18 protein-coding genes, 1 tRNA gene and 1 riboswitch are annotated in these 21,853 nt (G+C 71.3%); of the genes, 8 read left to right on the forward strand and 11 right to left on the reverse strand.

Annotation, left to right across the window (positions count from 1 at the left end):
- Together TN53_RS18345 and TN53_RS18350 are read right to left on the reverse strand one after the other, a co-directional pair.
- The coding region (locus TN53_RS18345; protein ID WP_046259620.1) for an AfsR/SARP family transcriptional regulator at positions 1-572 on the reverse strand (572 nt) is incomplete at its 3' end.
- A 353-nt stretch (positions 573-925) separates the two neighbouring features.
- Positions 926-3,025 carry an asparagine synthase-related protein gene (locus TN53_RS18350; protein WP_046259621.1) on the reverse strand — a complete coding sequence of 700 codons (2,100 nt, stop codon included), beginning with the start codon at positions 3,023-3,025 and terminating at the stop codon, positions 926-928.
- 683 nt (positions 3,026-3,708) lie between these two features.
- Here TN53_RS18350 and TN53_RS18355 point away from each other — a divergent pair.
- The 4 genes from TN53_RS18355 (at position 3,709) to TN53_RS18370 (ending at position 8,953) form a co-directional block, all read left to right on the forward strand.
- Positions 3,709-5,133: a hypothetical protein gene (locus TN53_RS18355; RefSeq protein ID WP_046259622.1), complete on the forward strand. Its 1,425-nt coding sequence runs from the start codon at positions 3,709-3,711 to the stop codon at positions 5,131-5,133.
- A 100-nt stretch (positions 5,134-5,233) separates the two neighbouring features.
- The gene (lhgO, locus tag TN53_RS18360) at positions 5,234-6,475 is read left to right on the forward strand and encodes an L-2-hydroxyglutarate oxidase (RefSeq protein ID WP_234441626.1); all 1,242 of its coding nucleotides are present in this window, start codon (positions 5,234-5,236) and stop codon (positions 6,473-6,475) included.
- 242 nt (positions 6,476-6,717) lie between these two features.
- Positions 6,718-7,530: a tRNA (guanosine(46)-N7)-methyltransferase TrmB gene (trmB, locus tag TN53_RS18365; protein ID WP_095046571.1), complete on the forward strand. Its 813-nt coding sequence runs from the start codon at positions 6,718-6,720 to the stop codon at positions 7,528-7,530.
- A gap of 112 nt (positions 7,531-7,642) precedes the next feature.
- Positions 7,643-8,953 (forward strand): PrsW family intramembrane metalloprotease, encoded by a 1,311-nt coding sequence (locus TN53_RS18370; protein ID WP_046259624.1) that lies wholly within the window; start codon positions 7,643-7,645, stop codon positions 8,951-8,953.
- 237 nt (positions 8,954-9,190) lie between these two features.
- Here TN53_RS18370 and TN53_RS18375 read toward each other — a convergent pair whose 3' ends face one another.
- From TN53_RS18375 to TN53_RS18400, 6 genes are all read right to left on the reverse strand, one after another.
- Positions 9,191-10,138 (reverse strand): aldo/keto reductase, encoded by a 948-nt coding sequence (locus TN53_RS18375; protein ID WP_046259625.1) that lies wholly within the window; start codon positions 10,136-10,138, stop codon positions 9,191-9,193.
- Between the two features lie 155 nt (positions 10,139-10,293).
- Positions 10,294-11,352 carry a M23 family metallopeptidase gene (locus TN53_RS18380; protein ID WP_046259626.1) on the reverse strand — a complete coding sequence of 353 codons (1,059 nt, stop codon included), beginning with the start codon at positions 11,350-11,352 and terminating at the stop codon, positions 10,294-10,296.
- Between the two features lie 11 nt (positions 11,353-11,363).
- A riboswitch (cyclic di-AMP (ydaO/yuaA leader) is annotated at positions 11,364-11,521 on the reverse strand.
- A gap of 243 nt (positions 11,522-11,764) precedes the next feature.
- Entirely contained in the window at positions 11,765-12,850 is a 1,086-nt protein-coding gene (locus TN53_RS18385; protein WP_046259627.1) for a PP2C family protein-serine/threonine phosphatase, read from the reverse strand.
- 107 nt (positions 12,851-12,957) lie between these two features.
- Positions 12,958-13,031, reverse strand: a tRNA-Met gene (locus TN53_RS18390).
- Between the two features lie 76 nt (positions 13,032-13,107).
- The gene (locus TN53_RS18395) at positions 13,108-14,331 is read right to left on the reverse strand and encodes an alginate lyase family protein (protein ID WP_046259628.1); all 1,224 of its coding nucleotides are present in this window, start codon (positions 14,329-14,331) and stop codon (positions 13,108-13,110) included.
- A gap of 112 nt (positions 14,332-14,443) precedes the next feature.
- Complete coding sequence (locus tag TN53_RS18400; RefSeq protein WP_046259629.1) at positions 14,444-15,559, reverse strand: dihydrofolate reductase family protein; 1,116 nt, start codon at positions 15,557-15,559, stop codon at positions 14,444-14,446.
- A gap of 69 nt (positions 15,560-15,628) precedes the next feature.
- Between TN53_RS18400 and TN53_RS18405 the strand changes: the two genes are divergently transcribed.
- Together TN53_RS18405 and TN53_RS18410 are read left to right on the forward strand one after the other, a co-directional pair.
- Positions 15,629-16,141: a MarR family winged helix-turn-helix transcriptional regulator gene (locus TN53_RS18405; protein ID WP_046259630.1), complete on the forward strand. Its 513-nt coding sequence runs from the start codon at positions 15,629-15,631 to the stop codon at positions 16,139-16,141.
- A gap of 121 nt (positions 16,142-16,262) precedes the next feature.
- On the forward strand, positions 16,263-16,898 hold the full coding sequence (locus TN53_RS18410; protein WP_046259631.1) for a GTP cyclohydrolase II: 636 nt from the start codon (positions 16,263-16,265) through the stop codon (positions 16,896-16,898).
- A 23-nt stretch (positions 16,899-16,921) separates the two neighbouring features.
- Here the strand turns inward: TN53_RS18410 and TN53_RS18415 are convergent, their stop codons facing one another.
- Together TN53_RS18415 and TN53_RS18420 are read right to left on the reverse strand one after the other, a co-directional pair.
- Positions 16,922-17,575 (reverse strand): response regulator, encoded by a 654-nt coding sequence (locus TN53_RS18415; RefSeq protein ID WP_046259632.1) that lies wholly within the window; start codon positions 17,573-17,575, stop codon positions 16,922-16,924.
- Entirely contained in the window at positions 17,563-18,717 is a 1,155-nt protein-coding gene (locus tag TN53_RS18420) for a sensor histidine kinase (RefSeq protein ID WP_046259633.1), read from the reverse strand. Before TN53_RS18420 ends, TN53_RS18415 begins: the two co-directional genes overlap by 13 nt.
- Before the next feature lie 206 nt (positions 18,718-18,923).
- Between TN53_RS18420 and TN53_RS45195 the strand changes: the two genes are divergently transcribed.
- Complete coding sequence (locus tag TN53_RS45195) at positions 18,924-19,550, forward strand: restriction endonuclease (protein ID WP_095046572.1); 627 nt, start codon at positions 18,924-18,926, stop codon at positions 19,548-19,550.
- Between the two features lie 510 nt (positions 19,551-20,060).
- Here TN53_RS45195 and TN53_RS18430 read toward each other — a convergent pair.
- Entirely contained in the window at positions 20,061-21,134 is a 1,074-nt protein-coding gene (locus TN53_RS18430) for a hypothetical protein (protein ID WP_046259634.1), read from the reverse strand.
- A 295-nt stretch (positions 21,135-21,429) separates the two neighbouring features.
- On the opposite strand from TN53_RS18430, the gene TN53_RS18435 reads away from it, so the two are divergent.
- Positions 21,430-21,651: a hypothetical protein gene (locus TN53_RS18435; protein ID WP_159038151.1), complete on the forward strand. Its 222-nt coding sequence runs from the start codon at positions 21,430-21,432 to the stop codon at positions 21,649-21,651.
- Positions 21,652-21,853: the final 202 nt, after the last annotated feature.

Consider the following 21,853-nt stretch of genomic DNA (forward strand, 5'->3'; position numbering starts at 1 on the left):
CGGATGAGGAGGGCGTGCAGCGGCTCGTCGTACGGGTGCGTTGTCGTCAGTTCCGGTACGGCGTCCTGGGCTCGGCCGAGTCGCAGGGCCGCGTCGGCTCGGGCGCGGAGCGCTTCCAGGCGCCGTGTCTCCGGGCGGGTCGCGGGGGTGCGGTCGGGGAGGTCGGCTAGGGCGGGGCCGCGCCACAGGGTGAGGGCCTCGTCCAGGGCGTGGGCGGCGGCTCGGGGGTCGTCCCGATGGAGGGCTGCGGAGCCTTGGCGGGTGAGCCGTTCGAAGACGAAGAGGTCTACGTCGTCGCGGGTCGCGGTGAGGCGGTAGCCGCCGGGGGCTGAGGTGACCGTGTCCTTGCCGAGGGTGCGGCGGAGGCGGCCGACGAGGGCGTGGAGGGCGGCCGGGGCGTCGTGGGGTGGGGTCTCGGCCCAGATGTCTTCGATCAGGGTGTCGGGGGCGGTGACGGTTCCTGGGCGGAGGGCGAGGGCGGTGAGCAGGGCACGTAGGCGGGGGCCGCCGAGGGGTACGACGGTGCCGTGGTCGTCCTCGGCCTGGGTGACGCCCAGGATTCTGTACCGCACCGGGTCATTGTCGCCGGGGTGGCTGCGGGGGGCACGGGTTTTGGGGACGTGGGCGTGGGTGGGTGCGGGGTGGTGGGGGTGCGCGCCGGGCTGTTTTCGCCCCCGCCGCCCCTACCCGTCCCATCCCTGGGGGCTGCGCCCCCAGACCCCGCTTCGGCCCTGAACGGGCCTCGTCCTCAAACGCCGGACGGGCTGACATTGCCTGGACCGGCGTGGTGAGGCGAAGCCCCAGCGGGTGGGTGGGGTCCGGGACGGGGCGCCCTTGTCCTCGGACGCCGGGCAGGCTGAGATCGGCCGGACCCTCGTCCTCGTCCTCGTCCTCGGGCGCCCGGACCGCAGCAAGCGGCTCGTCCCTAACCCCTCCGCGCCGTCGCCCCTGCCCCCAGTGCCCCCCGCTGGGGCGTGATGCCCGCCGGTACCGCGCGTGCGCGTGCCGGGGTTCCCGTCCAGCAGGTTCCGCGGCGGGCCAGCAGGCGGCGGAGCCACAGTTCCAGGGAGACCAGGTCGGCGAGGCCGTCCAGGGGGAGGGGCTCGCCCTCTGCCGCCGCGCGGAGCGCCTTGCGGACGACCCTTGCCTCCACCAGGCCCGCCTCGGCGAGCAGCGGTGTGCCGAACAGGGACATCAGGGAGTCCGCCGCCACCCGAAGGCCGGTGCGCGCGGCCACCGCCGCCGAGGCGTGGGACGGTGCGCCCCAGCCGGGCGGGAGGTCGGTGATCCCCGCGCCCTGCAGGACCGTGCGCAAGATCGCGGCCCGCGCGCCCGGTTGGACCCGCAACGCCTCCGGGAGGGCTCGGCAGGCGCGGACGACCTGGTTGTCGAGGAACGGGGCGTGCAGGCGTTGGAAGCGGATCTCGGCGGCCTGCTCCAGGATCCGCACATCGGCGGCGGTTCGCGCCAGAGCCGCACGCGCGCGGTAGTCGCCGGGGCGTTGGCCCGGGCCGACCCCGGAGCGGCTCGTCGCACCTTGCAGGCGAACCGATACTTCAGCCAGCGCCTCCCCCGTCAGCCAGCGTGCCGCGGGGCCGGGTCTGGCCCAGGCGAGGGCGGCCAGTGACGCCCCCACGGCACCCCCCGGCTCGTCGAAGCGGCGGTCCATCAGCCGGTCGGCGAGGATCTCCAGTCCCGTCCGGTACGGCGTACGGGCGAGGCGGCGAGCCGCTCCGTACACGCGCGCGGGGACCATCACCGAGCCGTCCGCCTTCGCCAGCGCCGCCACCGGACGGACCAGATGGCGTCGCTTGCGGTCCATCAGGAGGTCGGCCAGGCGGGCCGGGTGTGCGTCCAGGACCTGCCGGGCGCCGTATCCCGTGAAATGGTCCGCGCTGCCCGACGCCAGGCGCGCGCGGTGGCGGGCTGCCGTCACCAGGGACGGGCCCGGCTCGTCCGTCAGCGGGCCGTCCAGGTCGGCGTACGGCAGTGTCTCCTCGCCGCCGGCCACCACCACGTGGTGCAGCCGCGGGTTGGCCGCCAGCGAGCCCGCCCGCTCCACCTCGGCCTCCCGGCCGCGTACCGCCAGGTCGTTGAAGGTGACCGCCAGCAGTCGCTCGCCCGCACCCGTGCCGTGCCCCAGCACCGTCCCCGGCATGCCCGGCAGGCCCGCCGCCAGCAGCGCCAGCGTGCCCGACGCCGGCCCGCCCGACAGGTCCGCCCCGATTCCCGGGACCGGCATCCCGCGCGCGGCACGACGTTCGGCGGGGCCCATCCCCGGGACCGGGCCCGGGTCTATGTCGGCGCCGGGCACGTGCCGAGGAGCCGACAGACGCGCGCGTACCGCCTCCACCAGCGCGTCCCGCACCGCGTCCACCGCGCTGTCCGGGTCGGCCGAGGGTGCCGCGACCGCGAGGGAGGCGACCGCCTCGTACCCCGCGATCTCGCGCGCCCCGTTGCGCAGGATCAGCGCATGCCCCGGCGGAATGCGCCGTACGCCGTCGTACGGAGTGGAGTCGTGCAGCGCGGCCGGGACGTCGGGGGCCGCCAGGAGGGCGGCCAGATGCCCGAAGTCGAGGTTGGCCTCGATGAGGTCGGCCAGCGGGAGGGCCGCCGTCGCATAGGCGGTGCCGCCGGCCCAGGGGGTGTAGAACACCGGGCGGGCGCCCGCGAGATCGCCGCAGACGGTGATCCGGCGGCCCACCTGGACGACGGCCGTGTAACTGCCGGACCAGGCCGTCAGATGCCGAAGGGCGCCTCCGCGCGCGGCGAAGAGACCGACCCGCAGTTGTTCGTCCGTCGCCCCGCAGGTACCGAGGACGGCGATTCGATTCTGCGCGTCGGCCTTCACCACCCGCACCTCGTCGGGGCGCCAGTCACCGACCGCCCACAACGGATCAGGGTCGCCCCACAGCAAGTGGGACCCCACCGGATGCACGGTCTCGCCGTCGCCGCCGGTCGCCCCCGCGGAGCCGGTCACGGCTGCGCCCGCTGCGGTGCTGCTCCACCCCACCAACCACCGCATCGACGCCTCCACAGGCTGTGGACAACCAGTGCACCGTACGAACCGGTTCCCCATGCTGCCATGAAGGAGGCGCACCGGAGAGGCACCGGAGCCGCTTGAGCTCCGTCGAATGCGCCCCCGTACACATGCCAGTGAAGAGGCGAACGCCCGTACAGGGCAAGGCGACTGCGGCGCGAATGCGCCCCCGAAACGCTCCCCCAAGACGCCCTTCGCGCCGTCAATTTCCATGGTAGGAGCGGTAATTGCCCTGGAGATGGGGGGTCTGTTTTCAGCCAACTTGGCGGAGCGGGGACAGGCTCGCGCACGCTCCGTACAGGCTCTGCGCACCGCATCGGTAGCGCGCAGTCCGGGGAACGGAGTTCGCCCCCCGGACCGTTCCGCCACCCGCGGGGATGTAGGTGGCGGAATCCCCCAGCCCACTGGATCCAGTACAGCGGGCCGACCCACGCACGATCCATGGAACCGCTCCCGCGATGGCCGGAGAAGAGCGCACGCACGGGCGCACGGCCACACATCGGGGGCACGTCGCGACGGTGCGTAGGGAGCCCGTACGTGCGTACGGACCACAATCCCGCCATCCGGAACAATGCCTCTTAACGCATGGGATGCGGCGAACTACGCTGGGTTTACGAATGCCGGGTGGTTATGCCAGCACGGCAGCCGTCTGTGTCGAGGGGTGGCTCATGTCCAGGGAGCAACGCGGGCCGAACGAAAAACTCGGCGCCGTTCTCGCCCTCGCGGGAATCAGCAACGCAGGGCTCGCACGACGCGTCAACGATCTTGGCGCTCAACGCGGGTTGACTCTTCGCTACGACAAGACCTCGGTGGCGCGCTGGGTGTCGAAGGGCATGGTGCCGCAGGGCGCCGCGCCGCACCTCATCGCCGCCGCGATCGGCCAGAAGCTCGGCCGCCCGGTGCCGCTCCACGAGATCGGTCTGGCGGACGCGGATCCCGCACCCGAAGTGGGCCTCGCCTTCCCCAGGGACGTCGGACAGGCCGTCCGCTCGGCGACGGAGCTGTACCGGCTCGACCTCGCCGGCCGCCGTTCGGGCGCCGGTGGCATCTGGCAGTCGCTGGCCGGATCGTTCGCAGTAAGCGCATACGCAACGCCTGCCTCACGCTGGCTGATAACCCCGGCCGACAGTTCGGTCGCGCGTGAGGTGAACTCCGCGGAGGCCTCGGGCGCACCGCTCAAAGTCGGCCACAGCGATGTGCAGAAGCTGCGGGAGGCCGCCGAGGACGCCAGGCGCTGGGACTCCAAGTACGGAGGCGGCGACTGGCGTTCGTCCATGGTGCCGGAGTGCTTACGGGTGGAGGCGGCACCGCTGCTGCTCGGCTCGTACTCCGACGAGGTGGGCCGGGCTCTGTTCGGCGCCTCCGCCGAACTGACCCGTCTCGCGGGCTGGATGGCCTTCGACACCGGTCAGCAGGAGGCCGCGCAGAGGTACTACATCCAGGCGCTGCGACTGGCCCGCGCGGCAGCCGACGTGCCCCTCGGCGGGTATGTGCTGGCGTCGATGTCCTTGCAGGCGACCTACCGCGGGTTCGGCGACGAGGGCGTGGACCTCGCGCAGGCCGCGCTGGAGCGGAACCGGGGTCTGGCGACCGCCCGCACCATGAGCTTCTTCCGGCTCGTCGAGGCACGTGCGCACGCGCGTGCGGGTGACGCGCAGGCGGCGGGGGCGGCGCTGAAGGCGGCGGAGGGGTGGCTGGAGCGGTCCCGGGACGGGGACCAGGATCCGTCGTGGCTGGGCTTCTACTCCTACGACCGGTTCGCCGCGGATGCCGCGGAGTGCTACCGCGATCTGAAGGCGCCCCGCCAGGTGCGGCGGTTCACCGAGCAGGCCCTGTCGAAGCCGACGGAGGAGTTCGTCCGGTCGCACGGGCTGCGCCTGGTCGTCTCGGCGGTCGCGGAACTGGAGTCGGGCAATCTAGACGCGGCGTGCGAGCAGGGGGTGCGGGCGGTGGAGGTCGCGGGGCGTATCTCGTCGGCCCGCACCACCGAGTACGTCAAGGACCTGCTCCACCGGCTGGAGCCGTACGGTGACGAGCCGCGCGTGGTGGAGCTGCGGGAGCGCGCACGGCCTTTGCTGATGGCTCCGGCCTAGGGCCCTTCTGACGGATCAGCGCGGCCGCGCTGATCCGTCAGAAGGGCCCCGGAGTGGGTCCGCCCGCATCCCCGCGTTTGAAGGCACTGTCAGTGGCGCAGTGCACTATCTGAAGCGGGAGGTGGTGCAGGTGCGGGCGGAGGTCGCTTACGACTGTGACGTGCTCGTCATCGGGGGCGGGATCGTCGGGTTGTCGACCGCGTATGCGATCACTCGGGCCGCGCCGGGGACGCGCGTGACCGTGCTGGAGAAGGAGCAGGGGCCGGCCCGGCACCAGACCGGGCGGAACAGCGGGGTCATCCACAGCGGGATCTACTACCGGCCGGGGTCGCTGAAGGCGCGGTACGCCGTCAGGGGCGCGGCCGAGATGGTGAAGTTCTGCGCGGAGTACGGGATCGCGCACGCCGTCACCGGCAAGCTGATCGTCGCCACCGAACAGGCGGAGCTGCCCCGGTTGCACGCACTGGTCCAGCGGGGGCGGGAGAACGGGATTCCGGTGCGCGAGCTGGGACCCGCGCAGATCACGGAGTACGAGCCGCAGGTGCGTGGCCTCGCCGCCATACACGTCGGGACGACCGGCATCTGCGACTTCGTCGGGGTCGCCCGGCAGCTGGCGGAGGCCTCGGGGGCGGACATCCGGTACGGCGCCCGGGTCGTCCGCATCGACCGGCGCCCGGAGCTCGGGGTGGCCGTGCGGACGGCCGACGGGGACGTCGTGCGGGCGCGGGTGCTGGTGAACTGTGCCGGGCTGCACTGCGACGAGGTGGCGCGGCTGACCGGGGACGAGCCCGGGATGCGGATCGTGCCGTTCCGGGGTGAGTACTTCACGCTGGCACGCCCCGAGCTGGTGAAGGGGCTGGTCTATCCGGTGCCCGATCCGGCGTTCCCGTTCCTCGGGGTGCATCTCACGCGCGGGATCGACGGCGGCGTCCACATCGGGCCCAACGCGGTGCCGGCACTGGCCCGGGAGGGGTACGGGTGGGGGGTCGTACGACCTCGGGAGCTGGGCGCGACGCTGGCCTGGCCGGGGTCGTGGCGGATAGCGCGGCGGCACTGGCGGTACGGGGCGGGTGAGCTGCGGCGGTCGGTGTCCAGGGCGGCGTTCGCGGATGCGGTGCGCAGGCTGCTGCCGGCGGTCGAGGACAGCGATCTGGTGCCGTCGGCCGCGGGGGTGCGGGCGCAGGCGGTGCTGCGGGACGGGACGCTTGTCGATGACTTTCTGATCAAGGAGGGGCCGCGGACCGTGCATGTACTGAACGCGCCGTCTCCGGCTGCGACCGCCTCGCTGCCGATCGGGCGGGAGGTGGCGAGGAGGGCGCTGGCGTCGCTGGGGGGCGTGTGACGGGGCGGGGTGGTTGCGGTCCGGGGTTCTCGCCCCCGCCGCCCCTACCCGTCCGGTCCGGTCCCGTCCCGTCCCCAGGGGCTCCGCCCCGTCGACCCCGCTGGGGCTCCGCCCCAGACCCCGATCGGCCCGAAGGGCCTCGTCCTCAAGCGCCGGGCGGGCTGAAATGCCTGGACCGGTGTCGAGAGGCACAGCCTCCCCCGGAATGTGCTCGCCCCCGTCCCCGTAAAATCGACCTCACTGTGTCTGACTCCCGCAACGCACCCGACGCGTCCCAGCCCGCCCACACCCCCGGTGTGCCCGTCCGGCACAGCCGGGCCAAGGGCGAGCCCCGCTTTCCCGACGGGCCCAAAGCCGATCCCGCCGGGTCGCACTTCGAGCGGCGGATCCGGAGTTTTCAGCCGCGGCGGAGCAGGGTGACGGCGGGGCAGGCCGACGCGTTGCAGCGGCTGTGGCCCAAGTGGGGGCTGGACATCGACGGACAGCAGGTCTTCGACCTGGCCGAACTGTTCGGGAACGACAACCCCGTCGTGCTCGAGATCGGGTTCGGGATGGGCGAGGCCACCGCGCGGATGGCGGGTTCCGACCCCGGCACCAACATCCTCGCCGTCGACGTGCACACCCCCGGTCAGGGCAACCTGCTCAACCTCGCCGACCAGAGCGGACTCTCCAACGTCCGCGTCGGCAACGGCGACGCCATCATCCTGCTGCACGAGATGCTGGCCCCGGACTCGTTGGACGGGCTGCGCGTCTATTTCCCCGACCCCTGGCCCAAGAAGCGGCACCACAAGCGGCGGCTGATCCAGCCGGAGTTCCTCAGCCTCGCCGCGACCCGGCTGAAGCCGGGGGCCGTGGTGCACTGTGCCACCGACTGGGAGCCGTACGCCGAACAGATGCTCGAGGTGCTCACGGCGCACCCGGACTTCGAGAACACACAGGCCGACGGCGGTTTTGCGCCGCGTCCGGACTACCGGCCGCTGACCCGTTTCGAGGGCCAGGGACTGGACAAGGGACATGTCGTGAACGACCTGTTGTTCCGCCGCGTACAGCGGTAAGGACAGCAGTAAGGGCAGGAGCAGGAACCGCACGACGACCAACCCCCCACCGGCGCCCGAGACCACCTCGCCCACCTGCGGGCGGCGCCCCTGACTCGTTAGGGTCAATGCCGTGGCCACCTTTCCCCCGTACCCGACGCATCCCACCGGTCCCCCCGGCGGCGGTGTGCTCCGGCACGCGCACTGGTGGCAGCGCAAGGGGATCCGCTACGGCGCGCTCATCACCCTGCTGGCGCTCTCCGGGCTCGTCATCCTCGCCCTGGTGCGCGAACAGACCGGCACCGAGGGCTTCCTGGTCGGGCTCGGTCTCGCGATCCTGCCCGTGCCGCTGCTGATAGCCGCCTTCCGCTGGCTCGACCGGGTCGAGCCGGGCCCCTGGCGCAATCTGCTGTTCGCGTTCTCCTGGGGCGCCTGCGCGGCGGCTCTGATAGCGATCGTCGCCAACAGCTTCGCGACCAGATGGATAGCGACGGCGACCGCGGATCCGTCCAGCGCCGACACCCTCGGCGCGACCGTGATAGCGCCCGTCGTCGAGGAGACGGCCAAGGCCGCGGCCGTCCTGCTCGTCTTCCTCTTCCGCAGACGGGACTTCACCGGGATCGTCGACGGCGTGGTGATAGCGGGGGTCACCGCCACCGGTTTCGCCTTCACCGAGAACATCCTCTACCTCGGCACCGCCTTCGGCACCGACCAGCTCAGCGGCGACAGCGGCATCGCCTCCGTCACCGCGGCCACGTTCTTCGTCCGCGTCATCATGTCGCCGTTCGCGCACCCGTTGTTCACGGTCCTCACCGGCATCGGCTTCGGCATCGCGGCGCTGTCGGCGGACCGCCATCACGTACGGCGTGTGCTGCTGCCGCTCTCCGGTCTGCTGCTCGCGATGGGCATGCACGCCGTCTGGAACGGCTCCTCGACCTTCGGCGAGTACGGCTTCTTCGCCGTGTACGCGGCCTTCATGGTCCCCGCGTTCGGCCTGCTGACCTGGCTCGTCATCTGGACCCGGCAGCGCGAACTGCGCACCGTGCGCGAGGAACTGCCCGCCTACGCCGTCGCCGGCTGGCTCACCCCCGCCGAACCCTTCGCCCTCGGCTCGATGCGGGCGCGCCGGATCGCCCGCCAGTACGCCCGCGCCCACGCCGGGAAGCCGGCGGCGCGGGCGGTCGCGCAGTACGAGGCGTACGCGACGTCCCTGGCGTTCCTCCGTCACCGGGGGCGCCGCGGCCGGGCCGGCGCCGACTTCGTCGTACGGGAGCGGGAACTGCTGCACGAGTTGTGGCTACGGCGGGAAGCGGCGCGTCCGGCCCTGGACCACGCGGCCCGGATGACGGCCCCGCCGATCCCGGTCATGATCCCGCCGACGCACTGGCCCGTGCACGGGCACCCGGCCGTGCAGTACCCCGGCTACAACCCGTACCGGACCTGAGAACCGAGGCACACCGGCGCCACTCCCCGGCCACGCACCGCGACACACCCCAGCGAGCCGCACCGGCGCCACTCCCCGCCGACGTACCGCGACACACCCCGCCGAGACGCTCCACCGGCACACACCGGTGCCACTCCCCGGCCAGGCACCGCCGAACCGCACCGGCGCCACTCCCCGCCAACGCCGCGACACGCCCCGCGAGCCGTACCGCGAGCCGGACCGCCGGCCCCCGAAGGACTACGCCGACGCCTGCGTCAGCCGCGTCACCTCGTCCTCCGTCAGCCGGACCTCCGCCACCTTCACCAGCGCGGGCAGCTGCTCCACCGTCCGTGCGGACGCGATGGGTGCCGCCACCGTCGGCTGGGACGCCAGCCACGCCAGGGCCACGGTCGCCACCGGCACGCGGTGGGCCTCGGCGATGTCGTCGAGGGCGGCGAGGACCTTGCGGCCGCGCTCCGTCTCCAGGTGCTTGCCGGCGCCGGCGGCGGCGCGGGCGCCCTCCACCGCTTCACCGTCGCGGTACTTGCCGGTGAGGAACCCGGAGGCCAGCGCGAAGTACGGGACGGCGGCCAGTCCGGTCCGTTCGGCGAGATCCTGGAGCTCGCCCTCGTACGTCTCGCGCGAGACCAGGTTGTAGTGCGGCTGGAGCGCCACGTACCGGGCCAGTCCCTCGCGCTCGGAGAAGGCGAGGGACGCCTCCAGCCGCTCGGCGGAGATGTTGGACGCGGCGATGTGCCGCACCTTGCCCGCCTTCACCAGCTCGTCGAGCGCGCCGATGATCTCCTCGACCGGCACTTCCACCTTGTCGAAGTGGGTGTAGTAGAGGTCTATGTGGTCGGTGCCGAGGCGGCGCAGCGAGGCGTCCGCCGCCGCCTTGATGTTCGCGGCCGTCAGGCCCTGGAAGTCGGGGTGCTGGCTGACCTTCGTGGCGATCACGACGTCGTCGCGGTTGCCGCGCGCCTTGACCCACTTGCCGATGATGGTCTCGGACTCACCGCCGACGTTGCCGTCGATCCACGCGGAGTACGAGTCCGCCGTGTCGACGAAGTTGCCGCCCGCGGCCGCGTAGGCGTCGAGTACGGCGAAGGACTGCGTCTCGTCGGCGGTCCAGCCGAAGACGTTGCCGCCGAGGGAGAGCGGGAAGACCTCGAGGTCGGACGTGCCCAGCTTGCGAAGAGAAGTCATGTACGGGGTCAACGCCGGTACGGAGACCGCTCTTCCGGAGCAGCCGCAAAGTTCCCGTAAACAAGCGGAGGCAGGCATTCCCGAACCGGTGACACAAAAACCGGCGGCCCTGACGTCGGGGGGTGTGCGTCAGGGCCGCCGGTGGATCAAGAACCTCAGGGGGTGAGCCCCTTGCTCCGCAGCCACGCCATCGGGTCGATCCCGGTGGACGCACCGCCCGAGTGGACCTCGAGGTGCAGATGCGCGCCCGTGACGTTGCCGGTCGCACCCACGCGCCCGATCACATCGCCGGTGCTGACCTTCTGGCCCACGCTGACGCTGATCGACGACTGGTGGGCGAACCACAGCTCGGTGCCGTCGTCGAGGGTGAGGACGGTCTTGTAGCCGTACGAACCGTCCCAGCCGGCCTGCGTGATGGTGCCGCTGTGGATCGCCTTGATGAGCGTGCCCGTGGGAGCGGCGAAGTCGAGGCCCGTGTGGTACCCGGAGGACCACAGGGAGCCGGCCTGACCGAAGGTCGAGGTGATCGTGTACGAGGAGGTCGGCAGCGTGAACTGCTTCGCCAGCTCGGCGAGACGCTTGGCCTCGGCGGCCTTCTTGGCGTCCGCTTCCGCCTTCTTCTTCGCCTCGGCGGCGTCGTCCGCGGCCTTCTTCAGCGCGGCGGCCTCGGCCTTGGCGGCCTCGTCGGCGGCGGCGCTCTGGGTGGCGAGCTGCGTCTTGTTGTCGACCTGCGTCTGCTGGCTCTCGGCCTGGGCCATGATCCGGTTGCGCAGCGTCTCGCCGGCGTCGGAGGCGGTGGTCTGGATCGTGTCCGTGGGGGCCGTGGGGGCCGTGGGAGCGGCCGTGGGGGCCGCGGCGAGGTCGCTGAGCGCGGTGGCCGAGCCCTGCGGCGCCTGCTCCTCGCCCGACACGAACGGAAGGTCGGGCATCGAGATGGAGACCGGCGGCTTGCCGGTATTGGCGCTGGCCATACCGGCCCCGCCGACGGCGGCTATGACACCGACGCCCAGGACGGTGGAGCTGCGGGCGAATCCCCCGCTGCGCTGCTTGGCGACCCGATGCTTGCCACGGACCGGGCGGATGGAGTCCTCGTTGGGATTCCACTCCTCCCGCGGACCCTCGTCGTGGTGGTAGCTGCCGTAGCCGAAGACATCGGTGGTGCTGCGCTGGCTCGGCACGTACGGGGCCTCGGGGGCAGGCCGGTTTGACGCCACGTGGGCGTGCTCCTTTCCTTCCTTCTCGCCTACCGGGTTAGCTGACGGGTTCGGAGCAGGAAGGTCTCCTACGCGCGTATACCGGCCGTGAGTTCACGGCGGCATGAGCGCGATTCACCCCAGGGTGGTGGTTCCCCGGCTCCCTTGCGGGATTAAGCGCGTGAGCACGGAGCCGTCTCTTGTGACGGCTGGGACGACCGCGCTGCGTTATCGAACGTTAATAGACGCGGACCATGGATTCCAAGCTGTTCCGCTTGATCATTAACCTTTCTCCGCTGGACGTACGGGTCCATGAGCGGTGAAAAACGGGCGAGTTGACCGCGCTTCGGTAAACTCACAGGTATTGACTGTATGTCAGTTGTTATGCGGAGGGCGCTCGCCCGATCACCCCACGTGATAAAGCCCCCTGTGGTCACGGCCGTCGTACGGCGAGCAGCGCCATGTCGTCCGTCATGCCGCCCCCCGTGTGCCGACGCACCTCCACGGCGAGCGCGGACAGCAGCGCCCCGGGGACACGGAAGGCGCGTCCCGCGAGCCGCGCCGCCGGATCGTAGAACTCCCCGTAGCGGTCCCGCGCCTCGGACAGCCCGTCTGTATACAGCAACAGCGTGGCCCCGCCCGGGAAAACCGCCTCCTCCGCACGGTCGGGCCGGCTCCCCAGCTCGCCCATGCCCAGCGGCAACGCGGGCTCGGCGGCGGGCAGCGCCCGCACGGTGCCGTCGGTACACAGCAGCAACGGCGGCGGATGGCCGCGGTTGAGGACCCGTACGACCCCGTCGCCGTGCGGCAGTTCGGCGAGGACGACGGTGGTGAACCCCTCGATGGCGTCGAGCCCCTCACGCCGCGTGCCCTCGCGCGCCAGCGCCCGCTCCAGCCGCCGCGCGACCGCCTCCAGCGTCGGCTCCTGCTCGGCGGCCTCCCGGAACGCCCCGATGACGACGGCGACCGCGGCCACCGCCCCCATGCCCTTCCCCCGCACGTCCCCCACCACCAGCCGTACCCCGTACGGACTGTCCTGCACCGCGTACAGGTCCCCGCCGATGAAGGCGTCCCGCTGCGCCGCCTCGTACCGCACCGCGATGTCGAACCCGCCGATCCGGTCGTCGGGCTCGGGCAGCACCGCCCGCTGGGCGGCCTCGGCGATCTGGCGCTGGGAGGCGAGCCGCTGGTCACCGCGGAGCACGACCCGGTTGAGGACGGCGGCCAGCACGGCGACCACCGCCACGGTGAGCGCCTCGGTGAGGGTGTCGGCGTCCAGCCGGAAGCCGAACCGCATATGGACGGCGAAGGCGGCGATCAGGGCCACCGCCCCGGCGACGACGGTACCGAGCAGTGGATAGAGGGGAGCTGCGACCAAGGGAGCGGCGGTGAAGAAGGGGATCGCGGTGAAGTCCCCGGGGGTGAGGACGTCGTAGAGGACGCCACCGACGATCAGCAGGGCGGGCAGCACCCGCAAGAGGGCGGAGACACGCCGTCCCGCCACCGCCGCCTGATCCACATGCCCAGGTTTCCCGGACCGGACCCGGGCGGCGAGCCGTATGGCCCGACCGGGGGAAACACTCAGGGCCGGAGTCCAGTGACTGGACTCCGGCCCTGAGCCGTGAGTAGCGGGGACAGGATTTGAACCTGCGACCTCTGGGTTATGAGCCCAGCGAGCTACCGAGCTGCTCCACCCCGCGTCGGTGAAACCAGCATACGCCATCCGCGGGACGCTCAGCACCACGGTTTGTTCGCGGCCCTGCTGACCTGCGTTTTTCAGCTGGCCGGGTTGCCCGCGTGGGTCAGGGTCTCCCAGGACACGAACAGGTTGTCGGTACCGGCGGGCCTGGTCTCCTCGGCGAGCTTGTGGGCGGCCGGGACGGAGACGTCGAGGCGGTTCTCCAGGTGATTGAGGGCGACCTCCAGGTCCGGGCCCATGGTCCGGACCACCTTCCCGCCGCACAGCCACGCGGGCGCGGGCTCGCCGGCCTGGTACCGGGCGTGGAAGGCGAGCGCCGACTTCAGCCGGTCCTTGACCTCGCCGTACAGGTCGACGCCCTGGTGCCAGGCGGTCTCGGCGATGTGGGCGGTGGCGGCGATGGAGTAGCCGACGTGCTTGAAGTTGCGGCAGGTCTCCTGGGAGACGCCGTCCTTGTACGTGTTCTGCCCGAACCAGTACGTCGTCAGTTTCGTCGGTGTGTTCACGCCCGACCCGGCCGGGGTGAGCGGCACCCGCCCGTCCTTCTCCAGGTAGAAGTAGGCGGGGACGCGCTCCCGGAAGCGCTGGAGCGCATGGTCGAAGGCCTTGTGGTCGTCGAGGAAGACGGCCATGCCGATGGCCGCGTCGGTCATGACGAGGTCCCAGTTGCCGTTGTAGGCGGGGACCTTGCGGGTGACGGCGGGCAGATACGCGGCCCGCAGCATGTCCTGGAACCGCGCGACCCGGTCCTGCGGCCACCCCGCGCCCGCACTGTGCCGCACGATCTCCGCGGCCCGCGCCCAGGTCGCCCCGGCCCACCCCGTCTGGAGCCCGGCGTCCTCCTCGGTGTGCTTGCGCATCCTCGCCGACCAGGCGTCCATGATCTCCCGTGCCTTGACGGCATGCTGCTGCTTGCCGGTGACGCGGAAGAGGAGCGCCTGCGTATAGGCGGCGATCGCGTCCTCACGCTCCTGGACACACCCGTGAGCGGGCCGGTCGGCGTGATCCCCACCGGGACAGTCCACGCTCGCGTACGGCTCGGCCCGGTACTTGTACGCCCCGTACTTGCTGTCCCGCATGTCGAGGTACGCCTTCAGCCACGGCTGCTTCCCCGCGGTGACCTTCTCCCGTACGGCATCCAGCTGGGCGTCGCTCACCAGCACGCCGGGGTGCGTGAACGCCGCGTCGGGGGGCAGCGCACGGGCCATGGTGCGGGTACCGGCGTCGGTGGTCGCACAGGCGGTGGCGAGAAGGGGGGCGAGCAGAAGCGCGACGGCGGCACGGAATCGGGCTGACCTCATGGTGGCAGCGTCACCCTCCGGGGAGCGGCGCGCAGGAAATGTTGGGCTGATCGGTCCGTCACCCGGCGTCCGAGCGGGCCTCGTCCTCAACCGCCGGACGGCTGGCTGATGCTCACCCCGGCAGATGAAGATTCGGCCTCTTGGCCTGCTCCTCGAACTCCGGCAGCACCACGACGGACACCCCGGCCGCCGCCAGCAGCCCACTCCCGTCGGCCCCTTCCACGAACGTGTCGGGCTCCCGCCAGGCCGTCACCACTCGCCGCACCCCCGCCTCCAGAATCAGCCGGGCACAGGGCGCGGGGCGCGAGGCCCGCCGGGCGCACGGTTCCAGGCTGCTGTAGACCGTCGCCGAGGCCAGCCTCGGATCCCCCGCGTCGATCTTCGCCAGCGCCGCCTCCTCCGCGTGGACCACGGAGTCGCCCCCCTCCCTGGAGTGCCCGCGCGCGAGTTCCGTGCCGTCGGCGGCGACCACCACCGCGCCCACGCTGAACGCGGTCCGGGACGGCGGGCACAGGGCGGCCAGTTCGCAGGCGAGGCGGAGCCAGTGGCGGTCGGCGGTGGGGACGCCGGGTGCGGTGGGTTCGTAGCGCATGAGGACGACGTCCTCGATCTGCCGGGTCTCGACCAGGCGCAGGCGTCCGCCCTGGTAGGCGCCGGGGCCGAAGAGGCGGGGGGCGGCCGCGTCGCCGACGAAGAGGGGGGCCAGGACCAGTTGGAGCTCGTCCGCCAGGCCCTGCTGGAGGAGCTGGGTGTGGATCTTGCCGCCGCCCTCGACCATGAGGCGCCGCACGCCCCGGGCCGCCAGGTCCGCCAGGAGGCCGGGCCAGTCCAGGTCGGCGCCCAGGGGGACCACGTCGGCGGCCAGACCCGCCGCACGGGCCCGCTCCGCTCCCTTGTCCGTCGTATAGACGACCTTGTCGCCGCCCGTGTGCCAGAACTTCGCGTCGGGGTCCAGGTCGCCCGAGCCGCTGACCGTGACCTTGAGGGGGTACTCCGGCTTGCCCGCCGCCACGCGGGCCGCGCGTCGCTGTGGGGAGTTGACGAGCAGGCGGGGGTTGTCGGCGCGGATCGTGCCGGCGCCGACGAGGATCGCGTCGACCGAGGCGCGGACCTCGTCGACGCGGTCGAAGTCGGCCGGGCTGGAGAGGAGCAGGCGGTCGGGGCCGGTGTCGTCGAGGTAGCCGTCGAGGGAGACGGCCGCGGAGAGGAGGACGTACGGGTGAGACATCGGGTGCGGTCCCTCTCACTGTGACGGGCGGGGCTTGGTTCAAGTTTGAAACAAACCTACACTGGAGGCATGACGACTCGCTGGCTCACTCCCAAGGAGCAGCGCGCCTGGCGCGCGTACCTCGCCGCGTCGCACCTCCTCGAGGACGCGCTCGACCGGCAGCTCCAGCAGGACGCCGGCATGCCCCACCTCTATTACTCCATCCTCGCCAACCTCTCCGAGGCGCCGGAGCGGCGGATGCGCATGACCGAGCTCGCCGAGGGGCTGAAGATCACGCGGCCCCGGCTGACGTACGCCGTGACCCGGCTGGAGAAGGACGGGCTGGTCGGGCGCGAGAGCTGTCGGTGGGACAAGCGCGGCAGCATCGCCGTACTGACCGCCGAGGGCATGGCCGTGCTGGAGCGGGCGGCGCCGGGGCATGTGGAGACGGTGCGCGCCGCGCTGTTCGACCGGCTCACCGCGGAGCAGGTCGAACAGCTGGAGGAGATCTGCGCGAGCGTCGCCGACGGGCTCCAGGGGGACGAGGGCGCCGCACCCGAGGACGTCCCGTGGCGACGGCGATCCTCTCCTTCCTGCTCGTGACGGACGGTTCGTGACGAGCGCCATATATCTGTTGCTTCAAATTTAAAACACGGGGTAGGGTCTCGAACCGTAGACCTGCTTCAAATCTGAAGCAGATATGCCTGAGGACCGGAGTACCCGCATGACCGACATCCCCGCCGCAACCCAGCGCTCCCGTGTCCGCGTGCCGCTCCGCTTCGGGGACGGCTACAGCGTCGACTCCGAGCTGGTCACCTTCCACGGCCTGACCGACGGCCAGGAGCACGTGGCGGTCGTCCTCGGTGAGCCAGGACCCACCCCCCTGGTGCGGCTGCACTCCGAGTGCCTCACCGGTGACGTGTTCGGCTCGGCCCGCTGCGACTGCGGCCCGCAGCTGCGCGAGGCGGTCGAGCGGATAGCCGAGCGCGGCGGCGTCCTGCTGTACCTGCGCCAGGAGGGCCGCGGCATCGGCCTCTACAACAAGCTCGACGCGTACGCCCTCCAGGACCAGGGCCTGGACACCTACGCCGCCAACATCGCGCTGGGCCTGCCCGAGGACGACCGCGACTACACGGCGGCCGCGCAGATGCTGAAGGCCCTGGGGATCGACTCGCTGGACCTCCTCTCCAACAACCCCGACAAGGCGGGCCAGTTGCGCGACCTCGGCATCGACGTCCACGACCGGGTGCCGACCGGCGTCTTCACCACCGCCCACAACGTCCGTTACCTGCGTGCGAAGGTCCTCCAGACCCAGCACACGCTGCCGCTGGGCGAGTTGACGGAGCTCAACGCCGGCTGAGGGTGCAGCCCCGTCGTATCGCGCTATGCCTGAGGTGTGTGCGCCAGGTACGCCAGCACGGCCAGCACACGGCGGTGGCCGCTGTCGCTCGGCGGGAGGCCCAGCTTCAGGAAGACATTGCCGACGTGCTTGTGGACGGCGCGTTCGGTGACGACCAGGGTCTTGGCGATGGTCGCGTTGTCGTGGCCCTCCGCCATGAGCTTGAGGGTCTCGCGCTCGCGGGGGGTGAGGGAGTCCAGCGGGGTGTTCTTGCGGCGGGTCAGCAGCTCGGTGACGACCTCGGGGTCCAGGGCCGTACCGCCGCCCGCGACCCGCTCCAGCGCGTCGAGGAACTCGTCGACCCGGCCCACCCGGTCCTTGAGCAGATAGCCGACCCCGCTGGTGCCGCCGCCCAGCAGCTCGGCGGCGTACGACTCCTCGACGTACTGCGAGAGCACCAGCACCGGCTGCCCGGGGAACTCCTTGCGGGCCTCCAGCGCGGCCCGCAGCCCCTCGTCGCGGAAACCGGGCGGCATCCGCACATCCAGGACGGCCACGTCCGGCCGCTGTTCCCGCAGGGCCGGCATGACCTCGGGCCCGGTGCCGACGACGGCCACCACCTCGTGCCCGGCCGAGGTCAGCAACAGGACGAGGCCCTCCCGCAGCAGGGCGTTGTCCTCGGCGATCACCACACGCACGGCAGCTCCACTTCGATCACGGTCGGCCCCCCGACGGGGCTCGACACGTCCACGGTCCCGTCGAGCGCGGCGACCCGGCGCCGCATGCCGAGCAGCCCGGAACCGGAGCTCTCGTCGGCACCGCCCCGGCCCTCGACATCACTGACCCGCACCCGCAGTCCTCGCTTCGTGCGCACGAGCCTGACGTCGGCCCGGGGAGAGCCACTGTATTTGGCGGCGTTGGTGAGGGATTCGGCGACCACGAAGTAGGCGGCGGCCTCGACGGCGGCGGGCGCCCGTACGCTCTCGTCCATCCCGCCGTCGTCGACGGTGACCTGGAGCCCGCTGCCGGCGGCCAGCGCGCGCACGGCGCCCACGAGTCCCCGGTCGGTCAGGATCGGCGGGTGGATGCCGCGCACGACGTTGCGCAGCTCCGTCAGCGCCTGCTCGGCCTGGTCCTGGGCCTCGTCCAGCAGCTTGCGGGCGGTGTCGGGGTCACGGTCGTAGGCCCGCTTGGCAAGCCCGATGCGCATGGACAGCGCGACGAGGTTGGCCTGGGCGCCGTCGTGCAAGTCCCGCTCGATACGGCGGAGTTCGGCGCCGTGCGCGGCGATGGCGTCGGCACGGGTGGCGGCCAGCTCCTCGACCCGGCGGGTCAACTGCGCCTTCGGGGACGGCTTGAGCAGGACCGTCGACCAGTCGGCCTCCAGATCCGCGACCTTCACGATGAGCGGCAGTACGACCGGCTCCCGGCGCAGCAGCCCGCTCCACACACCGTCGACGACGAGCCCGACGGGCCACAGCGGCAGCGCGACGAAGAGCAGGGCGCCGTAGAGGTAGTACGCCACCATCCACCGGAAGTCGGTCAGCGTGCCGGGGTCCTCGACGGCCGTCCGGAACCTCTCCCGGACGGTCCCGGTCAGCGGCTGATACGCCTCGGGGATCCGGACGCCCGTCCACGAGGCCGTCAGCTGCCGCTTGGCCCCGGCGATCCGCCGTATGAGCAGCACGGTCTCGGGCAGCAGCCAGGCGCCGACCACCGCGAGTGTGCCGATGGCGGTGATCAGCAGCACGGTGACAAAGATCCACACCCCGAACGCCATCGCGGCGGCCAGCAGGAGGTGGCCGGTGGCCCTCGCGGCCCGCCGCACGGTCTTCCACATGGGGGCAGGCTAGATGACCAGGGCGGCGGGAGACGGTGGCACGGGCTCCACTTCCCAGGTGTAGCCCGCTCCACCCTCCCGGGCGGCCGGCAGGCGCACGCCCCGGGCGCGCGAAAACACCAGAACGGGCTGTTCACCGACATAAGGGCCACCCTCCCCGCCTCCCGCTGGTAGATCTCTCCACCTGGCACACCTTGGGGGGATCCATGCGCGCGCCCACACGCGACCTCGTCCGACCGTCCGAACCGATCGGAGTCGCCGGCTGCCTCTACGCGGCCGCCGCCCTCGTCCTGCTCCCGGCGGCGTTCCTCGCCTGGGCCGACGGCAACGGCGCGGGCGCCTTCTTCGTCCTTCTGCTCCTCGCGGGCGGCGGCCTCGCACTCGGCAAACGCCGGGCCCGGCAGGCCGCGGAGCTCCACCGCGTGCGCACCCTGCGGTCCACGGAGGTGGTGCGCTACCACGCCATGGGCCCAAGGGAGTTCGAGCACGCCGTCGCGTTCCTCTGCGAACGCGACGGCTGTCTCGGGGTCCGGGTCGTGGGAGGCGCCGGCGACCTGGGGGCCGACGTCGTCGCCGACGCCCCGGACGGGCGCCGCGTCGTCATCCAGTGCAAGCGCTACGGCCCGACCACCAAGGTGGGCAGCCCGGACCTCCAGCGGTTCGGCGGCACTTGCTACAGCGTCCACGGCGCCCAGGTCGCCGCAGTCGTCACCACATCCGTGTTCACGAAGCCCGCGGCCCAGTACGCGTCCGGCACCGGGATCCGCCTCTTCGACGAGTCCGCCCTCGCCGCCTGGGCCACCCGCACCGGCCCGCCGCCGTGGGGTCCGTAGCGGCGGACAGGCCCTCCGGGAACGCCGAAACCCCCACCTCAGAACAGTCTGACGCGGGGGCTCCCGGGTAGGCCCTGTGGGACTCGAACCCACAACCAATGGATTAAAAGTCCTGGCCAAGGCTTGCTGGGTGGTTCCGGATGCTACTTCGAGGTCCGGAACTACCTGGTCAGGCAGGGTGGTACACCCCGTCGAGTCCACGCCGTGATCGCTTGTGCCCCACCATCCGCTCACGCATCGCTCACGCATGGCGGGTCGCTGAGCAGGCGTTTTACTCCGAAGGGCCGACGCCACGAGACCGTCGCGGGCGGGCATGCACGCGGCAGCCAGCGTTCAAGTCGGGCGCCAGACCATGCGGGCGGCGGGGAGCGCGGAGCCCACAGGAGTAGGCCGGCGATCAGGGCAATGGAGAGCTGGCTGGGGTCGATGTGCTATGCAGTGTGTGCCGCCCAGCCGCCGGGGCCAACCCGCTGTGGGAGACGGACCAGCGGTCCAGGCGCAGCGCCCGCCTTAGTCGTCTCCCGACACCATTCGGAAACGGTCGAACCGTTTCGGGGTACTGAACATAGGGCGGCCCCAGAATCCACCGGTGTCACGCCGCTGCAGTACGTCCTCCACGATCGTTCCCGCATCACGGTCGAAGCCAGCCGGGGCGAGCGAGACACGGTGGCAGAGCAGGTCTGAGTCGTCCTTCGAGTACCCCTCCCACTTGCCCGAGTCGTAGCGCTTCTCGGGCCGGATGACGTCGAGGAGCTGATAAGCGTCAAGTGCCTGGTGGGTCTCATACGCCTCCCGTCCCAAACCGTAGAGGCCCTGCCTCACATCGCCCGAGACGTAGGTGACCGTGACTGGGTCGCCTTCATCGGCGCCGACCACGACCCCGGAGTACTTGAGGCGGTCGAACCACATGAGCAAGGCGGCGATCTCACTGTTCGTGAGCACGTGTACCCAGCCGCAGGTGAAGAACTCGACCGGGATCTCCACGTACATCTCGGTGTCGTCGGGCACCGTGTACGGGATGGCCGAGCTGACGGTGCTCGTTCCGTTCTCGCAGAGGAGCTGCAACCCGGCGGTGAACCGGCCAGGTTTGGTGTTCGCCCGCACGAGAGCCATCCCCTCCAGCGTCTTGAGGGCCGCCATGATCTGACGTCGACGGTTCACGTCCTGAGACGCCAGCTGGATGCCGGGACCGGCGTACTGGCTGATGGAGGCCGACAAGCTCATCCACGACAGTGGCTGCTTCGCTGTCGACTCCACCGGGTAGGGGGCGTCCCACTGCTTCCCTGGCCCCACGGCGCACTGCGCGGCATACAGCATTGTCAGTAGAAGCCGGAGGTGGAGTCCCTTGGGGGTGACCATGCGGGCCGCGAACGGCTGCTCTTTCGTCGGAAGCGGCTTCCGCTCGTCCTTCAGGACCTTCATCTCGTCAAGCCGGTAGAAGGCCGAGCGGACTCGGATGGAGCTGGGCTTCTGCCCGCTCGCCCAGATCTGGCGCATCACCAGGTTGACGCCGCCGAGCATGCCGCTGCGAAGAGTTTGGAGGTGCGCGAGGCGGGTTTCGACCTTGCCGTCCTTGGGGCGCAAGTTGATCTACCTATTGGCCGCTACGGATTGATCTGCATGCCACCTTGATCCATTAATTTCTCAACTTAATCGACTTAATCAAGTGGGACAGCATGAGGATCAAAGCGTAGTCGAGCGTACCCGATGACCCGTCAAACGGGCTAGATGATTAGGGGGTGAGGTGCTGAACAGGCTCTCGCAGGCGGCCCGGAGGGCTTCTCCGGCCGCGTCCGATCGGGAGGGCCCCGGAGCATCGACGCCGGCAAGCACTTGGTGCTCCGGGCCCTCCAATCTCAAGGAGGCGGTACCTCTCTACATGGAACGTACAACAGAACAGCAGATGCAGCCCAGCCCGCAGGCTGGGTCGGAGGTCGGTACGAATCCCAGCAAGGCTCTGGGGTGGGCGACCTTCGGCCTCACGGCGACGTGCGCCGTGGGAGGGACGGTGATCGCCCTGGCGATCTCCGCGCCGGTCGGACTGGCCGTGCTGGCGGTGGCTGCGGCCCCCGTCATCACTATCCAGATCATCCGCCGGTGAATCGCGGAGGGCCGCAGTCCGACGCTGCGGCCCTCCGGGGCCACTTCCTGCATGTCCAGACGCAGAGCGCGCGCCATGAAGCTGTTGAGCCTGGCGCCCGGGTGCCGTACGACCGCCGAGAACACGAGCTGGCGATGGGCCTCGCGGTGGACGACATCGGACGGCGGCGAACCTTATAAAATTCCCACCACGGGTGAGGTAG

It is taken from the genome of Streptomyces sp. WM6386, from assembly GCF_000972385.1.
Classification (GTDB): Bacteria; Actinomycetota; Actinomycetes; order Streptomycetales; family Streptomycetaceae; genus Streptomyces.

What these genes read in the sequence shown, in the direction of transcription:
- TN53_RS18350 (WP_046259621.1), bottom strand. Translation starts at nt 3,025, where the DNA reads ATGCGGTGGTTGGTGGGGTGGAGCAGCACCGCAGCGGGCGCAGCCGTG.
- TN53_RS18355 (WP_046259622.1), top strand. Translation starts at nt 3,709, where the DNA reads ATGTCCAGGGAGCAACGCGGGCCGAACGAAAAACTCGGCGCCGTTCTC.
- TN53_RS18375 (WP_046259625.1), bottom strand. Translation starts at nt 10,138, where the DNA reads ATGACTTCTCTTCGCAAGCTGGGCACGTCCGACCTCGAGGTCTTCCCG.
- TN53_RS18395 (WP_046259628.1), bottom strand. Translation starts at nt 14,331, where the DNA reads ATGAGGTCAGCCCGATTCCGTGCCGCCGTCGCGCTTCTGCTCGCCCCC.
- TN53_RS18400 (WP_046259629.1), bottom strand. Translation starts at nt 15,559, where the DNA reads ATGTCTCACCCGTACGTCCTCCTCTCCGCGGCCGTCTCCCTCGACGGC.
- TN53_RS18405 (WP_046259630.1), top strand. Translation starts at nt 15,629, where the DNA reads ATGACGACTCGCTGGCTCACTCCCAAGGAGCAGCGCGCCTGGCGCGCG.
- TN53_RS18410 (WP_046259631.1), top strand. Translation starts at nt 16,263, where the DNA reads ATGACCGACATCCCCGCCGCAACCCAGCGCTCCCGTGTCCGCGTGCCG.
- TN53_RS18420 (WP_046259633.1), bottom strand. Translation starts at nt 18,717, where the DNA reads ATGTGGAAGACCGTGCGGCGGGCCGCGAGGGCCACCGGCCACCTCCTG.
- TN53_RS45195 (WP_095046572.1), top strand. Translation starts at nt 18,924, where the DNA reads ATGCGCGCGCCCACACGCGACCTCGTCCGACCGTCCGAACCGATCGGA.
- TN53_RS18435 (WP_159038151.1), top strand. Translation starts at nt 21,430, where the DNA reads ATGGAACGTACAACAGAACAGCAGATGCAGCCCAGCCCGCAGGCTGGG.